Genomic DNA, 16,168 nt, shown 5'->3' with positions numbered 1-16,168 from the left:
GAAATGAAACGTAATCCACTCTGGCGGGTCTGGCTCTGCTCTGTTTTACTGCTGGCCTGCAGCGCGCAGGCGAGTGCCAGCGGCTGGGAGACTTTTAAAAGTCGCTTTGTGACCTCAGAAGGGCGGATCACTGACACCGCCAATAACAACGTCAGTCATACCGAAGGCCAGGGTTATGGCATGTTGCTGGCGGTGGCCAACGACGATCGCGCCACCTTTGATCGGTTGTGGCAGTGGACGCGCAGCCAGCTGCGTAATCCGCAGACCGAGCTTTTTTACTGGCGCTACGTGCCGGGCAGTGACAACCCGGTCGCCGACAAGAATAACGCCGCGGATGGCGATGTGTTGCTGGCCTGGGCGCTACAGCGTGCTGCACAGAAATGGCAGGTGGAGAGCTACCAGCAGGAATCTGACCGTATTCAGCGCGCCATTATCAGGCTGGATGTCACGAGCTTTGGCGGCCACACCGTGATGCTGCCGGGTGCGCAGGGCTTTAACAAAGTCAGTTATGTGGTGCTCAATCCCTCTTACTTCCTGTTTCAGGCGTGGCGCGAGTTTGGTGAACACAGCCATCTTCAGGTCTGGGATAAGCTGATTAACGATGGCTTTGATCTGCTGGGTAAGCTGAGCTTTGGTAAAACCGGGCTGCCAATGGACTGGGTCGCACTGAATGCCGACGGTTCGGTTGCCCCGGCCGTCGGCTACTCGAACCGCTTCAGTTACGATGCGATTCGCGTGCCGCTGAACATCTGGTGGTATGACCCGCACAGTCTGGCACTGGTGCCGTTTCAGCGCGTCTGGCAGGGTTACAGCCGCATGCTGACACCCGCCTGGTTCGACGTGCTGGCGAATGCCCCAGCACCTTACCATCTTGAGGGCGGGCTGCTGGCGGTACGTGACCTGACGCTGAATGAAACCGGCTATCTGAGCGATAAGCTGGCTGCGGATCAGAACTACTTTTCTGCCAGTCTGCAGTTGCTGACCTGGCAGGCGTTTCAGGAGAAGCGCTGATAACTGGCAGAATGGCGGCACTGGCCGCTATTCTGTCATCGACAGCCACGCGCTCAACAGGGAGCAGGCGCCGCGCCTGACCCGCCATTAACTGCCGGGTCACGGCTCTGCAACCCGGCGGTTACGCGTTACTGCGGATAGGCGACCCAGTCGCCGCCGTTCAGCCTGATCCAGGGTTTGCCCTGATACATCATCACCACTGCACCGTCATTTTCCGACACCACCGGCGTCTGTGGCAGCTTGTCAGTCAGCACCGACATATTCACATTCGGGGCATTAAATACCTGCCCATCTACGACGCGCGACACAATCTCTGACAAGGCCAGCAGGCTGGTCGGCGCATCAATGTTCAATGGCTGAGCCTGATGCGGCGCCTTCATTCCGACGAATTTAATGCCCACCGGTACGTGAGTAATATCCGGGCTGGGAATATCGCGCAGGCCGGACATCTGCATTTTGTCTCCCTGCAGCGCGGCACCGTGCTCGGGCACCACCAGCACCATGACGCGTCGGCCCGACTTCTCCAGTTGCGTCATAAAGGCATCAAGCTGATCGAATAATAGTTGCGCGCGCGGCTTCCACGGCGCGGTTTTGGTGCTGCCGAGTTCGCGGGTGCCGTCGTGCAGCGGGATCAGATTGTAGAAGGTGGCGCTGCGCGCATCGCTGCTTTTGCTGCGGTCGTCCAGCCAGCGCTGCATCAGTTGCGCATCGTTGAATACCGGCGAGCCGTCGAATGATGTCAGTTCTGGTGCGATACCCGCCTGTGACATCAGCGGTGCCTGAATATCGCCGCCCTCGCGCACCTCCTTCAGGTAGTTACCGAATACGCCGGTGTGATCCATCATCAACTGCTCTTTAAAGCCCAGCTTCGCCAGATTGTCGAACAGATAGCAACGCGGATCGGCAGGTTTATAGAGATCGCTATGCGAGGTCTGGCCACAACTGGCACGCAGCAGTCGGATACCCGCCGGTCCGCTGTAGCTGGTTGCGGCGTTGTAATTGCTCAGCATGATGTCGAAATGCTGCCACAGCGGATGGTTACGCAGCTGAGAAGCATCCATATCAGACCAGGCGAGCGAACAGATATTGATCACCAGGATGTCGAAAGGCTGCGAATCGGCAGGCAGATTGTCGGGAAAATGCGTCACGCGCTGGCGTTCACTTTCATGAAAGCGGTTCAGCCAGGCGGTGAGATTCGCGCTGGTCGGCGGCGCAGACTGCTCCAGTCCATCCGGCGTGGCGGCTGGCTGGCCGCCGCTGGGTGTCTGATTCAATACGACCTGTGGCGTAGCCGTCCGGGTCGGCAGCAGCGACATCGCCGGGCCAGCAATCGTCAGCACGTTAAGCCAGATCAGCATCAGGGAAACCAGCACCGTGATGCGAACCCATTGTGAAACAAACAGATAGAGAACCAGCAGCACAAAGGCGGCTCCCACCATTTGCCAGTTAATAAAGCGATCGGCCAGGTCGAGCAGATAGGCCGCAGAGAAGCCCGCCAGCTGATCGCCCTGGCTGAGTATGCTGCTGAGTCCTGGCAGCCAGGTGTCGTGCCAGAACAGCGCGATGCCAACCGGAATCGAGATCAACTGGCGGATGCGATGCAGGCGCGCCGAGGGTAACGGAAAAAGCAGCCAGGCGAGAAACACCAGATTGCTCAGGGCGTGAAAATTGAGATAGCCATACCACAGCAGGCCGAACTTCAGTAAAAAGTAGAAATTCCAGCCGCCCAGTCCGCGCCAGGAGGACCAGAAGCGGGAAGAGGAGGCCGCCGCGGGTTGATCAGTATTCATTAATTTTTTCTATCCGTTTCAGAGGATTGACGCTGCCAGTGACCTTCCGATTTAAGCGCGCGCGCTGGCAACAGACGATTCATGATGCCGTTCCAGCGACGGGGTAGCCATTTTTGATATAATGGCTTTAAAAACAGCAGGATAACCAGAATAAGTAGCGCAATTTGTACCCAGTCCATCAGATTCATCAGGCTTTGTTCTCCGGCAGTAAAGTGATGGGCTGCGGTGCAGCGCGTTCATGTGTTTCAGGCCGGCTCTCAACGGCGGCGCGGGCCGTCTCTGATACCGGAGCCAGATCCTGAATTGCCATCGGCGTCAGTTTCTTAATATTGCTGACTTCTGCGAGGATCTGATTATCCTCAAACCAGACCATCCGGTTAGCAAACAGCTCGTCGTGAGGCAGAGAAAAGATATATTTCAATGCCTTATCAAGGTCGTTATAGCGGCAGGAAGAGAGGAAAAGGATGACACGATCTTCCAGTACCGTGACCAGGTCGCCAAAGCGGCGCGGTTTACAGAGCGTCAGGATTTGCTGAGGCTTAAGCTGTGGCACAGGCCGCAACGCGACCAGCAGGCCCTTATCATTTTCCGGCAGCAGGGTATTGCTGATCAACTGGCCGACTGACTGACAGAAGGCATCGAGACGCAGGTAGCCTTTCTCATGCAGAGGCTGCAACGAAGCGGTTAACGCCTCAAGACTGGCGGGAACGCGACGGTTAAACACCTGTCCCTGAAGGCCCTCCAGCGTGGTCAGAAAGCGCGACAGTGTGGCGTTGGTCGGGACGATGGCGTTTACACCGCAGGCCAGCAGCAGACGTTCGTCGCTATAACGCAGGCTGGCACCCATCTCGCGCACCACAATTTTCAGGCCGTTGCCGCGTGTACGACGCAGGCTGTGCACCATCTTCGCCAGTTCGTTGATATATTCGCTGCGGGTCAGGCTGAAAATCACCGTTGCGGCATTGGCCTGCTGCGCCCGCAACCAGACCTGTTCATTATCCTCGAACAGTTGCCACTGGCGTGAAAGCGGCGGCGCGCCCTCAAGCACGATGTTGTCCGCAAGATAATGCTGCTCATCGTTGAGGCTCAGTGGTTCCTGCTTTTCATTTAAGGTAAAAAATCGCTCATTTTCACAGCCCAGACGTATTGCCCGATCGGCAAGCAGGCGTTCCGCGGCATACCACCAGTTAATTCGATACTGCCAGCTATCCTGCTGAAAGCTCAAATGCGCAACGCCATCCAGCTGACGAAAATAACGCTGAAGATGATTACTCAGATTTATTATTGTGGTGCCGGAGGTCACGATTAAAAGGGTGAGCTTTCTTTTATGCAGCGTCTGACGCATGCCCTTTATCCAGCGGGATAATTCTGCGTCATCAAGCTTATCCCATTGCGCTGCGCTGCTATTAAATATCACTAACCCATTTTTACTGCCGAGCGTGCGCAGAAAATCACATTCCAGCTGCAACAAACTGCTTTTGCTTTTGGAAAGAGAAAACAGCGGAATACGATCGGGTCCGCCAATGGGATCGGGCGTCAGCAAATCACGCGGCGGCTGGTCAGCGCTGATCAGCGTTACGGCCTGCTGATGTGAAATTACCTGTCGAATAAAAGTGCGGGCGTCATCCTGCCGCGCACAGGTCACCCAATAACAGCCGGGCGTTTGCAATGCCGTTAATTCAGGCTGAACATGCAACAGCCCCAGCGAAAAAGAATTTTTCATATTGAATTCGTTATTTTTCCAGTCCAGGCTAGCTTATTATAGACAGGCCGGGATGTAACCTGAGAAATTTAAACATTGCTAATCACAGGCCGGCTCACATTGTTCTGCAATTGCCGCGTTTCTGGAAATATTTTTCAACTTTCCTTTACGCGTACGCGCAGTCGGTCATCCTGAGTGTGACGTTGTTTTATTTTTGGCGAACAGTAATGAAAAACCACAATCTCTATAACCCTGTTGCCGCTGATGGCGATCGTCAGGATGATATTAGTGCGTTGCGTGATGCGTTTTCTTTGCACTCTTTCCGCTATGTCGACATTGCGCGTGAAGAGCGCCTGAAAGCGATCGTGTCGCGCTGGCCGCTATTAGCGGAAACCCTTGCCAGCCAGTCTGAGACCGATCGCTGATGCCGCAGATCGCGCTTCAGGGCGTACGGGGCGGCGTCGGCACGACTTCTCTTTGTGCCGGATTAGGCTGGGCGCTGGCGGCACTCGGCGAACGAGTATTGTTGATCGATGGCTCCCCTGTCAGCCAGCTTGGCGTGCATTTTAATCTGCCCGCTCAGCAGGATAATGGCTGGATGAAAGCACTGTGTGAGGGCGGTGACTGGCAGCACAGCGGGCTTCGCTATCCCGATGGTCCTGATTTGCTGCCTCACGGGGTGCTGTCCCATCAGCATGCTTTGACTATTGCCAGACAGAATGAGGCGATCGCCGCGCCGCTGCTCCAGGCATTACCGGACCTGCGGGCGCGCTATCAGTGGATTATTTTCGATCTGCCTGCCGATACCCTGCCCTGGCATGAAACGCTCTATCCCACGCTGGACAGCCTGCTGTGCGTCACTCAGCCAGACGCGAATTGCCATTTACGGCTTAGCCAGCGCCAGTTTCCGGCGCGCACTCGTTTTATTATCAATCAGTTTAATGCCAACAGTCGTCTGCAGCAGGATCTGCATCAGCTCTGGATGGCCTCGCTGAATCCGCTGATACCGCTGCTGATCCACCGGGATGAGGCGCTGGCAGAAGCGCTGATGATGAAGCAGCCGGTCGGTGAATACCGGCCACATGCGTTGGTCAGTGAAGAGATCATCACGCTGGCAAGCTGGCTGCTGCTCAATCTGAATGGAGTGAGCTCTTGAATCCGTTGTGCTGGCTGTTAACAGCGCCCGCCTGGCAATCGCTGCACAGGGGCTATACCACCGCGCGAGGCAATGGCGCGTCCCGCTTCGCCAGTGCACTCCATCTGTTCTGGTCGGTGCTGGGCCTGATGCTGCTTCGCTTCGAAACGCCGGGCTGGCAGCGGATTATTCAGCAGCGCCGCCGGCTCTATCCGCACATTTCGCCGGAGCGGCCGCGACCGCTGGATATCCTGCGTTATCTGATCCAGACGCTGTGGCTTTTGGTGATCCTGCCGCAGAGCGATCGCGCTCGTGGCGGTTTCCGTGGCCTCGGTGCGCTGTCTGGCTGGCGCCACCATGGCTACCGCTGGCTGGACAAGGCCGTTGCCCAATCACAGACCCAGGGAATCGATGTGCGCATCGAACACTGGCTGAAGCGGCTGTCGCCGCTGGTGCGACGCAGCCTCTTCGCCGTCACTGCCCTGTTTGCCACGTTGCTGGCGCTGCTCTGTATCAGCCAGCCGTTTGGCCTGATGACGCAGTTTATCTTTGTGGTACTGCTCTGGAGTCTGGCGATGCTGGTACGACGCATCCCGGGGCGTTTCCCGACCATGATGCTGATTGTGCTGTCGCTGACCGTATCGTGCCGCTACCTCTGGTGGCGCTATACCTCGACGCTGAACTGGGACGATCCGCTGAGTCTGGTGTTTGGTCTGCTGCTTATTGCGGCAGAGACCTACGCCTGGGTGGTGCTGGTGCTGGGCTATTTTCAGACGCTCTGGCCGCTTAATCGTCAGCCGGTGTCGATGCCTGTCGATCGGGATCAGTGGCCAGGCATCGATCTGCTGGTGCCAACCTACAACGAACCGCTCAGCGTGGTCAGACCCACCATCTACGCTGCCATGGGCATCGACTGGCCGAAAGACCGCCTGAATATCTATCTGCTCGACGACGGCGACCGGCCGGAATTCCGCGACTTTGCCGCCAGCGTGGGTATCAACTATGTCGTCCGTCCCACTCATGAGCACGCCAAGGCCGGCAACATCAATCACGCGCTGAAAAAGTACTGCCGCAGCGAATTTGTGGTGATTTTCGACTGTGACCATGTGCCGACGCGCGCCTTTTTGCAGATGACCATGGGCTGGTTTATTAAAGATCCCCGGCTGGCGATGATGCAGACGCCACATCACTTCTTCTCGCCTGATCCGTTTGAGCGCAATCTCGGGCGGTTTCGTCGTACGCCCAATGAGGGTTCGCTCTTTTATGGGCTGGTGCAGGACGGTAATGATACCTGGGACGCCACCTTTTTCTGCGGCTCCTGCGCCGTGCTGCGCCGCAGCGCACTGGATGAAATTGGCGGTATTGCGGTGGAAACCGTTACCGAAGATGCCCATACCTCGCTGCGTCTGCACCGGCGCGGCTACACCTCGGCCTACATCCGCATTCCTCAGGCGGCCGGACTGGCGACCGAAAGTCTGTCAGCGCATATCGGACAGCGTATCCGCTGGGCACGCGGTATGGTGCAGATCTTCCGCCTTGATAACCCGCTATTTGGTAAGGGGCTGAAGTGGGTACAGCGGCTCTGTTATGCCAACGCCATGCTGCACTTTCTCTCTGGCATTCCGCGGCTGGTCTTCCTGCTGGCGCCGCTGGCGTTTTTGCTCTGTCATGCCTACATCATCTACGCGCCTGCGCTGGCGATCGCCATTTATGTTTTGCCCCATATGCTGCATACCAGCCTCACCAACTCGCGTATTCAGGGACGCTGGCGACACTCTTTCTGGAGCGAGGTCTACGAGACGGTGCTGGCCTGGTATATCGCCCGGCCTACCACCGTGGCGCTGTTCAATCCTCATAAAGGGAAGTTTAACGTCACCGCAAAAGGCGGGCTGGTAGAGGAGGAGCATCTGGACTGGGTGATAACCAAGCCCTATATGCTGCTGGTGCTGCTCAACCTCGCAGGGGTTTTGATGGCGTTCTGGCGCATGCAGCACGGTCCGGCCAATGAGGTACTGACGGTATGGGTGAGCCTGATTTGGGTGCTCTACAACATGATTATCCTTGGCGGTGCGGTAGCGGTTTCGGTTGAAGCACGGCAGATCCGTGAGGCGCACAGGGTGGAGATCGCCATGCCGGCCGCCATTGCACGCGAAGATGGTCATATGCTGCCCTGTACGCTGCGTGACTACTCTGACGGCGGCGTCGGGCTGGAGATGCGCGAGCCGGATGCGCTGCGGGAGAATGAAAAAGTGTGGCTGCTGCTGCGTCGTGGACAGCAGGAGTTCAGCTTCCCGTGCCAGGTGCAGCGGGTCTTTGGCCACCGGGCTGGCGTGCGTCTCCATCAACTGACCACTCAGCAGCATATTGAATTTATCCAGTGTACCTTCGCCCGCGCCGATACCTGGGCGCTGTGGCAGGACGGTTTTCCGGAAGATAAACCGGTCCAGAGCCTCGCCGATATCATGATCCTCGGTTTCAAAGGTTACCTGCGCCTGGCGGAATATGGCCCGCCGCAGTTACGTCGGCTGTTTAACCTGCTTACCGTTGGGGTGAGCTGGCTGGCTTCGCTGTTGCCGCAAGGCATCGGACGTGTGCCAGCTTCAAAAAACGCATTGAGTTGATGATATGACGATACCGAGAGTAAACAGGTGGTTTGCCGCTCTGCTGTTGGGCAGTGCAACGTTAAGCTGTGCCGCCGCGCAGGAGGACGCGCCCGCAAACATCGCTGGTGTAACGCCTGTGCAATCTTTACCGCAGGATAACGGCGCGCCGCTGCGGAACAGCCAGCTGAGCTTTGCCCAGCTGGCACCGCCGCCTGGCAGCATGACGCTGCGTGGCACCCGCACCACCGGACAGATTGAGTTCGGTGTGCGCAGCGATGAGGTGGTGACGCGCGCGTTGCTGAACCTCAGCTTTCGGCCTTCGCCCGCACTGCTGCCGACGCTGTCGCAGTTGAAGGTTTATCTCAATGATGAGCTGGTCGGTCTGATTACCCTGACGCCGGAACAGCTGGGTAAAGAGATCCAGACGCAGCTGTCGATCGATCCGCGTTACATCGCCGACTTTAACCGCGTGCGTTTCGAGCTGGTGGGCCACTACGCCAACGTCTGTGAAAATCCTGCCAATAGCGCAATCTGGCTGGATATCGGCAAACAGAGCGGCATCGATCTGACGCTGCAAAAACTGCCGCTGAAAAATGACCTCTCCCACTTCCCGGAACCCTTTTTTGATTCGCGGGATACGCGACCGCTGACCCTGCCGATGGTGTTCAGCGCCCAGCCGGATGTCACGCAGCAGCGGGCTGCCGCCATTCTTGCTTCCTGGTTTGGCAGCAAAACGGGCTGGCGCGGGCAGCGTTTCCCGGTGCTGTATAACCAGCTGCCGCAACAGCAGCATGCGGTGGTGTTTGCCACCAACGATGCGCGCCCGGATTTCCTGAAAGATCTGCCGCCGGTGACAAAACCCACAGTAGAGATTGTCAGCCAGCCCGATAATCCGTATGAAAAAATGCTGCTGATTCTGGGACGCAACGATGAGGACCTGCTGACGGCGGTTCAGGGTATCGCCCAGGGTGAGCTGCTGCTGCGCGGCGATACCTCAACCATCGACAGCGTGAAGCTGCTCTCCCCGCGCCAGGCTTATGACGCCCCTAACTGGGTGCGGACCGATCGCCGCACCACTTTCGCCGAACTGACGCAATATGAGAATCAGTTGCAGTCTGATGGGGTGCAGCCTAATCCCGTCAGCCTGACCCTCAATCTGCCGCCCGATCTCTTCCTGGTTCGCGCGCGCGGTATCGACATGGATCTGAGCTATCGCTATACCGCGCCTTTCCAGTCGGATGGCTCACGGCTGGCGGTCAACCTGAATAATCAGTTCATTCAGGATTATCCGCTGCCGCCGAAAAATACGACGGGTCAGCAGCTGCTGCATATTCCGCTGATTCAGGGAATGCTGGACAAGAGCCATGAGCTGCTGATTCCGGCGCTGCGCCTCGGGGTGGTGAATCAGCTGCGCTTCGATTTTGATTACGCCAACATCACCATCAGCGGCAACGCGGATGGACGCTGTGAAACCGCAACGCCGATAACGCATCATGTGGTGGTGGACGACAATTCCAGCATCGATTTTTCCGGCTATCGCCACTACATCGAAATGCCGTCGCTGCGCGCCTGGGCGAATGCGGGCTTTCCGTTCAGCCGCTACGCCGATCTGGCGCAAACCCTGGTACTGATGCCGCCAAAACCCGATGCAGAGCAGGTCAGCACGCTGCTGAATACGTTGGGCAATATGGGTGCGCAAACCGGCTATCCGGCGCTGCGCGTTCAGTTGACCGATGACTGGGCCACGGCGAAGAAGCAGAATGTGGATCTGCTGATGATCGGTGTCATCCCCAAAGATCTTCAGGATGACCAGCGGATCCCGGCGCTGGTCGACGCCACCGCCAGCTGGCTGAAAGAGCCTGTGCGACAAATCACTCCGGAAGTGAACCCGCAAAGTCAGCGCGAGCAGGCGGCAGAAAGCACGACGACTATCAGCTCCCGCGGCCCGCTGGCAACGGTGATTGGCTTCCAGTCACCTTTTTACGATCAGCGCAGCGTTGTCGCGTTGCTCGCCGATGGCACGCCGCGTAGCTGGCAGTTGCTCAACGAGGCGATGGGTGACAGCGGCAAGCGTGGCACGATGTCTGGCTCCACCGTGGTGATCCGCGAGTCAGGGGTTAACAGTCTGCGCGTGGGAGAGAGCTACTACGTTGGTCATCTGCCGTGGTGGGAGCGTCTCTGGTCGCTACTCTCCGTCCATCCCTTCTGGCTGGCACTCTGCGCACTCTTTGTAGTGGTGCTGTTTGCGCTGATGACCTGGCGTCTGATGCGAATTATTACCCGTCGTCGTTTACTGGATGAAGATGAATAACGCACAGGTGCTGCGGGCAGGCATGCTGCTCGGCGCACTGAGTGCGCTGCCGGGGCTGGCTGCACCGGTCGACGGATCGGAGGTGTCGCCGGTCGAATGGTTGCTGTCACAGGTACGCACCGGCGAGTCGACCAACAAATATGATCTGGTGCAGCAATCGCTCTACCGGCTTGAGAAGATCGATCCCGATAATCCGCAGGTGCTGGCGGCTCGCCTGCGGCTGGCGCTGCGTCAGGGCGATATCCCTAAAGCGCAGATGCTGCTGGAGCAGCTGAAAAAGGTTGCGCCCGACTCCGCCGCGACGCGTGAATCCGCCGTCGGCCTGACGCTGATGTCGTCGGATGGGCGGCAGCAGCTGCAGCAGGCGCGCCTGCTCGCCACCTCGGGGCGCCTGGCGGAGGCGAAAAGTGCTTACGACGCGTTGTTCGGAGGGGTTTTTCCGGATGCGAACACGGCGCTGGAATACTGGCGGCTGCTGGCACGCACTCCCGGTCAGGAGAGCGTCGCTTACCAGCAGCTGCAGGCGCTGGAGCAGCGCTACCCGGGCAATATCGGGGTTGAGCTGCAAATTGCACGCATGGCATTTGATCAACAGCAGCCGGAGCAGGCGATAGCGCAGTTGAAAAAGCTGGCAAACAGCAACGGCGGACGCGCCGCCGCCGCCGATCTCTGGCTGCAGCAGATCAACGATCAGCCGGTCAGTGACAGCAGCGTGGCGCAGTTAAACGCCTACCTGGCTGTTTTTACCGACGGCGACGCACACCAGCAGGGCGCGGATGTGCTGGCGAAGCAGCAGGCGCAGCTCGCCGATCCCGCCTATCGCGAGCGGATGCGTGGCCTGGCGCTGGTCGAGGCGGGCGATGTGAATAATGCGATGGCAGCGCTTAGCCGGGCACTGAAGGATAACCCCAACGACGCCGAATTGATGGGTGCAATGGGGCAGACTCAGGCACGCGCCGGCCATCGTGATGTGGCGGTGCTCTGGCTGGAACGCGCCGTTGAAGCGGGCAAGCAGAGTACGCTGATCGGCAAATGGCAGTCACTGCTGCAGACTAACCGTTACTGGCTGGCGGTCGAACAGGGCGATAAGGCGCTGGCGCAGCATGACGTTGAGGGGGCCGAACGCGCTTATCGCGCCGCACAGAAAATTGATAGCACCGACAGCTATGCCCTGATTGGCCTGGGCGATGTGGCGATGGCGCGCAAAGATGCGGCAGGTGCCGAACTGTTCTGGCAGCATGCGCTAAGGCTGGACGCGACCAACACCACCACCGTGCGTCGCCTGGCCGGGCTTTATCAGGCCGAGTCGCCTGCCCGCGTCATGCAGTTTATCAGTACGCTACCCGCCGGGCAGCAGCGCGAGATGGCGGGAACGTTGCGCGCGCTGCGCAGTGACAGTCTGCGCGCCGAGGCCGATGCGCTCGCCCGGCTGAATAAATGGCCGCAGGCGGCAGAGAAGTATCGGGCGGCGCTGGCGCTGCAGCCGGATGACGTCTGGCTCAGTTATCGGCTGGCGAGCGCGCTACGCGACGGTGGAGCCATCCAACAGGCGGATGCGCAGATCGCGACGCTGCAACAGCAGCATCCCGGCGATGCGACCGCGCTCTACGCCGCCGCGCTCTACCTTTCCAGCCGGGATAATGATGACGCCGCACTGGCAACGCTGCATCGCCTGCCTGAAACGCAGTGGAACAGCAATATGCATGAGCTGGCTGACCGGCTCGGGCAGGATAAAATTTTTGCCAGCGCCGAAGCGCTTCGTGCGGCAGGGCAGGAGCGGGCAGCGGTGACGCTGCTTTACCAGCAGCCGGTTTCCAGCCGACGCGACCTGACGCTGGCCGACTGGGCGCTGGCTCGCGGGGACGCGCAGCAGGCTCTGGAGATCTATCAGCAGGTGCTGTCAGGTGAAGCTGACAACAGCGACGCAGCGCTGGGACGAATCGAAGCGCTGGTTGCCCTCCAGCGCAACAGCGAAGCACGGCAGGCACTTGAGCAGCAGCCAGCCCAGGCCAATACTCTTAATGCCGATCGCCGCGCCGCGCTGGCATGGCAAGCGGTGGGCGAAACCACGCAGGCTGCCGTGCGCTTTGCCAGCCTGAAGCAGCGCGCTGCGTCACTGCCGCCATCACAGGATAAGGCACTGGTGTTTCGTGATGCGGCACGGCTGGAGCGCGCGCAGCAGCAGCCAGAGATCGCGCTGGCGGATTATCGTCAGGCGATGACGGCCATCGGTATCGGCAGCGGCGAAAGTATCAGCCGCGCGACACGCTCTCAGGAACAGGATGACTGGCTGAAGCGCAGTATTCGCAGCGACACCGCAGATCTCTATCGTCAGCGTGAGACCACGCTGACGGTGCAGCAGGACTATTCGCGCAATAAGGGTACGGCTGGGGTCTCCGACTTTACTGCCCATACCACCATGCTGCAGGCGGAAAGTCCGTTTGCCGACGGACGCGGCTTTTTCCGTCTCGACCAGGTGGACGTCTCGGCAGGAAGTTTTACCACCCGCAACGGCAGCTTCGACGAGCAGTTTGGTAGCTGCGACGACGCCAGTTCCGGCGGATGCAGCCGCGATTCCAGTCAGCGCGCCGAGGGCACTGCGCTGGGCGTCGGCTGGCATAATGACCGCTGGTCAGCGGATCTGGGTACCACGCCGCTGGGCTTTGAGGTGACCAACTGGACCGGCGGACTGAGCTGGAAAACTGACGTCAGGGATCTTGGCGTGACGCTGACCGCCTCGCGACGGCCGATCGCCAGTTCGCTGCTTTCCTACGCGGGCGCGCGCGATCCATCAGCCAACGGTGGAAAAAGCTGGGGCGGCGTAGTGGCAACGGGTGGCAGCATCGGGCTGAGTTACGATCAGGGCGGCGCACACGGTGTCTGGGGCGACATCAGCGCGCATCAGATCACCGGTAAAAACGTTGCGGATAATAGTCGCGAGCGCTTAATGGCCGGCTACTACTACAAGCTCATTAATAGCGATAATCGCCGGGCCACCGTCGGGCTTAACAGTATGCTCTGGCACTATCAGAAGGATCTCAGCGATTACACCTTCGGTCAGGGCGGCTACTACAGTCCGCAGCAGTATCTCTCCTTTTCCGTGCCGGTCACCTGGCGACAGCGGACAGAAAACTGGTCGTTCGACCTGGGCGGCTCGGTTTCCTGGTCACATTCGAAAACCGATGCGCAGCAGCGCTATCCGGTCAATCCCGGCTTTACTCTGGCCAGCAATCCCGTTTCCGCCAGCAGCACCGGCAGCGGCACGGGGTATACGCTGCAGGGCGTGGTTGAACGTCGTATCACACCCGACTGGTTTATCGGGGTGGGCGTCGATATTCAACAGGCGAAAGACTATACCCCAAGTCACGGGCTTATCTACGTGCGTTACTCTGCCGCAGGCTGGGAAGGGGATCTGGATATGCCGCCACAGCCGCTGACCCCTTACGCAGATTTTAAATAATCCCGACCGGGAAAAAGCCGGACTTTTCAGACGGTAAAAAAGTCAGTTTATGGGATATACTGGCGGGCATTGTACTGTCTGCTATCTGGGCTTTTTTCATCGTCAGGAGAATATTTTTGCGCGTAAGCCGGTCACTTACGATAAAGCAGATGGCGACAGTTTCGCTGGTTGCGGTTATCACCATCAGCATCTTTATCGTCATCCAACTGTTTCATTTTGTGCAGCAGCGCAGGATTGACTACGCCCAGCAGATGGAGAATATTGCACACACCGTCCGCCAGCCGCTGTCGGAAGCGGTACTGCGCGCCGATATTTCTCAGGCCGAACGCATTCTCCATTCACTGAAACCTGCCGGTATTTTATCGCGCGCCGATGTGGTGCTGCCGAATGCGTTTCAGGCTCTGCATGCCGACTTCGAAACGGAGAAACCGGTGCCGCGTCTGGTGGCGCGACTGTTTGAGCTGCCGGTGCAGATTACCCTGCCGCTCTATTCAGTGGAAAATACCGGGATGCCGAAACCGCTGGCCTATCTGGTGCTGCAGGCTAACTCGACGCGCGTCTACCAGTTTATTCTCAGCACGCTCTCGACCATGATTATCACCTATCTGCTGCTGGCACTGATCCTGTCAGTGGCGATCAGCTGGTGTATCAACCGGCTGGTGGTGCATCCGCTGCGCAATCTCTCGCGGGAGCTGCAGGAGCTGCCGCCGCAGTCGATTCTGACGCATAAGCTGTCACTGCCGCAGAGCCACCGCGATGATGAAATCGGCATGCTGATCCGCAGCTACAACCGCAATCAGCAGGTGCTGGAGTCGATACATGATGAGATGAGCCGGCTGACCACCCATTTTCCCGTGACCGATCTGCCCAACCGTACCCTGTTTCTGGCGCTGGTCGAGCAGTTCATGAGCAGCCCGGAACAGCCGCTGGGGCTGATGGTGATCCGCATTGAAACCCTGCAGGAAGCCAACGGCGTATTAAGCGATGAGCAGCGCGATACGCTGATGCTGACGCTGGTGGAGAAGATCCGTAATACGCTGGATGACCATACTCTGCTGGCGCAGACCGGGACCAGCGACTTTGTCCTGTTAATGAAGCGCGCCAGTAATCCGTTCCGCGCCCTGCGTCTGGCCCGTAACCTGATGATTCGCCTTAATCAGCCGGTCAACCTCTATCAGCTGCAGCTGCGTCCTAACGTCAGCATTGGTCTGGCGCTGCGCGATGATCAGCCGCTGAGCGATGATCAGCCGCTGAGCGCCAGTGATCTGCTTGGCCGCGCGACCTCAGCGATGATGTCGGCCCGTCATCAGGGCAAAAATCAGATTCTGTTCTTTGACGCCGCGTTAACCGAGCGCGCGCAAAAACGTCTGACCCAGGAGCATGATATTCTGCAGGGGTTGCACAATGAGCAGTTCGCCCTCTATCTGCAACCGCAGGTCGATATGCGCACCGGCACGTTAGTCGGCGCGGAAGCGCTGCTGCGTATGCGCCAGCCCGACGGCAGCTACGGTCTGACCGAAGAGTTTATTGCCAGTGCCGAAGAGATTGGCGTGATTAGCGCGATTGGCCGCTGGGTGTTTGAAGAGGCGTGCCGCATTCTGGCAGGCTGGCAGCGACAGGGCATTATGCTGCCGCTGAGTGTGAATATTTCCGCTGTGCAACTGCGTGACACGGGCGTGGTCTCTCATCTGCAATCCCTGCTGACGCGCCACCGCATCGCACCTGGCACCTTCGTGCTGGAAGTGACAGAAACGGCTCAGCTTGATGATGCTGAACAGGCGATATCGATGCTGCGGATGCTGCAGCAGACCGGCGTAGCCGTGGCTCTGGACGATTTCGGCATGGGCTACTCCAACCTTAACTACCTCCATCAGCTGAAAGCGTTGCCGGTTAACAAGCTGAAGATGGATCGCAGCTTCGTGGCGGCGCTGCCGCATGACGACACCATGGTCTGCATCGTGGCGGCCATCGCCGAGATTATCCATCTGGAGGTGATTGCCGAAGGCGTGGAGACAGCGGAACAACGTGACTGGCTGCTGGCGCGCGGCATCTCTATCGGACAGGGCTATCTGTATGCTGAAGCGCTGCCTCTGACCCGATTCAATCAGGCATGGATCGAAAACTCCTCACTACCGCAATAATTGCCTGATTCATTG

General features: G+C 58.6%; 10 protein-coding genes. 7 read left to right on the top strand and 3 right to left on the bottom strand.

Annotated features, from left to right (window positions below; genetic code table 11):
* Nucleotides 1–3: 3 nt before the first annotated feature.
* Nucleotides 4–1,011, top strand: coding sequence for a glycosyl hydrolase family 8 (locus OK409_RS13755; RefSeq protein ID WP_031590334.1), 1,008 nt, complete (start codon nt 4–6; stop codon nt 1,009–1,011).
* A gap of 128 nt (nt 1,012–1,139) precedes the next feature.
* Here the strand turns inward: OK409_RS13755 and bcsG are convergent, their stop codons facing one another.
* Genes bcsG through bcsE form a run of 3 tightly spaced genes read right to left on the bottom strand, consistent with a single transcriptional unit; the run spans nt 1,140 to nt 4,524 of the window.
* On the bottom strand, nt 1,140–2,801 hold the full coding sequence (bcsG, locus tag OK409_RS13750) for a cellulose biosynthesis protein BcsG (protein ID WP_050680407.1): 1,662 nt from the start codon (nt 2,799–2,801) through the stop codon (nt 1,140–1,142).
* Nucleotides 2,801–2,989 (bottom strand): cellulose biosynthesis protein BcsF, encoded by a 189-nt coding sequence (bcsF, locus tag OK409_RS13745; protein ID WP_010257418.1) that lies wholly within the window; start codon nt 2,987–2,989, stop codon nt 2,801–2,803. The genes bcsG and bcsF overlap by 1 nt, the downstream gene beginning before the upstream one ends.
* Entirely contained in the window at nt 2,989–4,524 is a 1,536-nt protein-coding gene (gene bcsE, locus OK409_RS13740; protein WP_264367153.1) for a cellulose biosynthesis protein BcsE, read from the bottom strand. Before bcsE ends, bcsF begins: the two co-directional genes overlap by 1 nt.
* Before the next feature lie 206 nt (nt 4,525–4,730).
* Between bcsE and bcsR the strand changes: the two genes are divergently transcribed.
* The 6 genes from bcsR to hmsP all read left to right on the top strand — a co-directional run bounded on the left by bcsR (nt 4,731) and on the right by hmsP (nt 16,153).
* A complete protein-coding gene (gene bcsR, locus OK409_RS13735) occupies nt 4,731–4,928 on the top strand; it encodes a cellulose biosynthesis protein BcsR (protein WP_010257416.1) in 198 nt (65 codons plus the stop codon).
* A complete protein-coding gene (gene bcsQ, locus OK409_RS13730; protein ID WP_010257415.1) occupies nt 4,928–5,659 on the top strand; it encodes a cellulose biosynthesis protein BcsQ in 732 nt (243 codons plus the stop codon). Before bcsR ends, bcsQ begins: the two co-directional genes overlap by 1 nt.
* The gene (gene bcsA, locus OK409_RS13725) at nt 5,656–8,259 is read left to right on the top strand and encodes a UDP-forming cellulose synthase catalytic subunit (protein WP_033759432.1); all 2,604 of its coding nucleotides are present in this window, start codon (nt 5,656–5,658) and stop codon (nt 8,257–8,259) included. The genes bcsQ and bcsA overlap by 4 nt, the downstream gene beginning before the upstream one ends.
* A 4-nt stretch (nt 8,260–8,263) precedes the next feature.
* Nucleotides 8,264–10,552, top strand: a complete 2,289-nt coding sequence (gene bcsB / locus OK409_RS13720) for a cellulose biosynthesis cyclic di-GMP-binding regulatory protein BcsB (RefSeq protein WP_122459515.1) — start codon at nt 8,264–8,266, stop codon at nt 10,550–10,552.
* Entirely contained in the window at nt 10,545–14,012 is a 3,468-nt protein-coding gene (gene bcsC, locus OK409_RS13715) for a cellulose synthase complex outer membrane protein BcsC (protein WP_264367152.1), read from the top strand. Before bcsB ends, bcsC begins: the two co-directional genes overlap by 8 nt.
* Nucleotides 14,013–14,128: 116 nt before the next feature.
* Entirely contained in the window at nt 14,129–16,153 is a 2,025-nt protein-coding gene (gene hmsP / locus OK409_RS13710; RefSeq protein ID WP_264367151.1) for a biofilm formation regulator HmsP, read from the top strand.
* Nucleotides 16,154–16,168: the final 15 nt, after the last annotated feature.

The organism is Pantoea sp. RG18 (assembly GCF_025910075.1).
Classification (GTDB): Bacteria; Pseudomonadota; Gammaproteobacteria; order Enterobacterales; family Enterobacteriaceae; genus Pantoea; species Pantoea agglomerans.
Note: the sequence above shows the minus strand (reverse complement) of the source record. Positions and strands in the feature narration are given on the sequence as shown.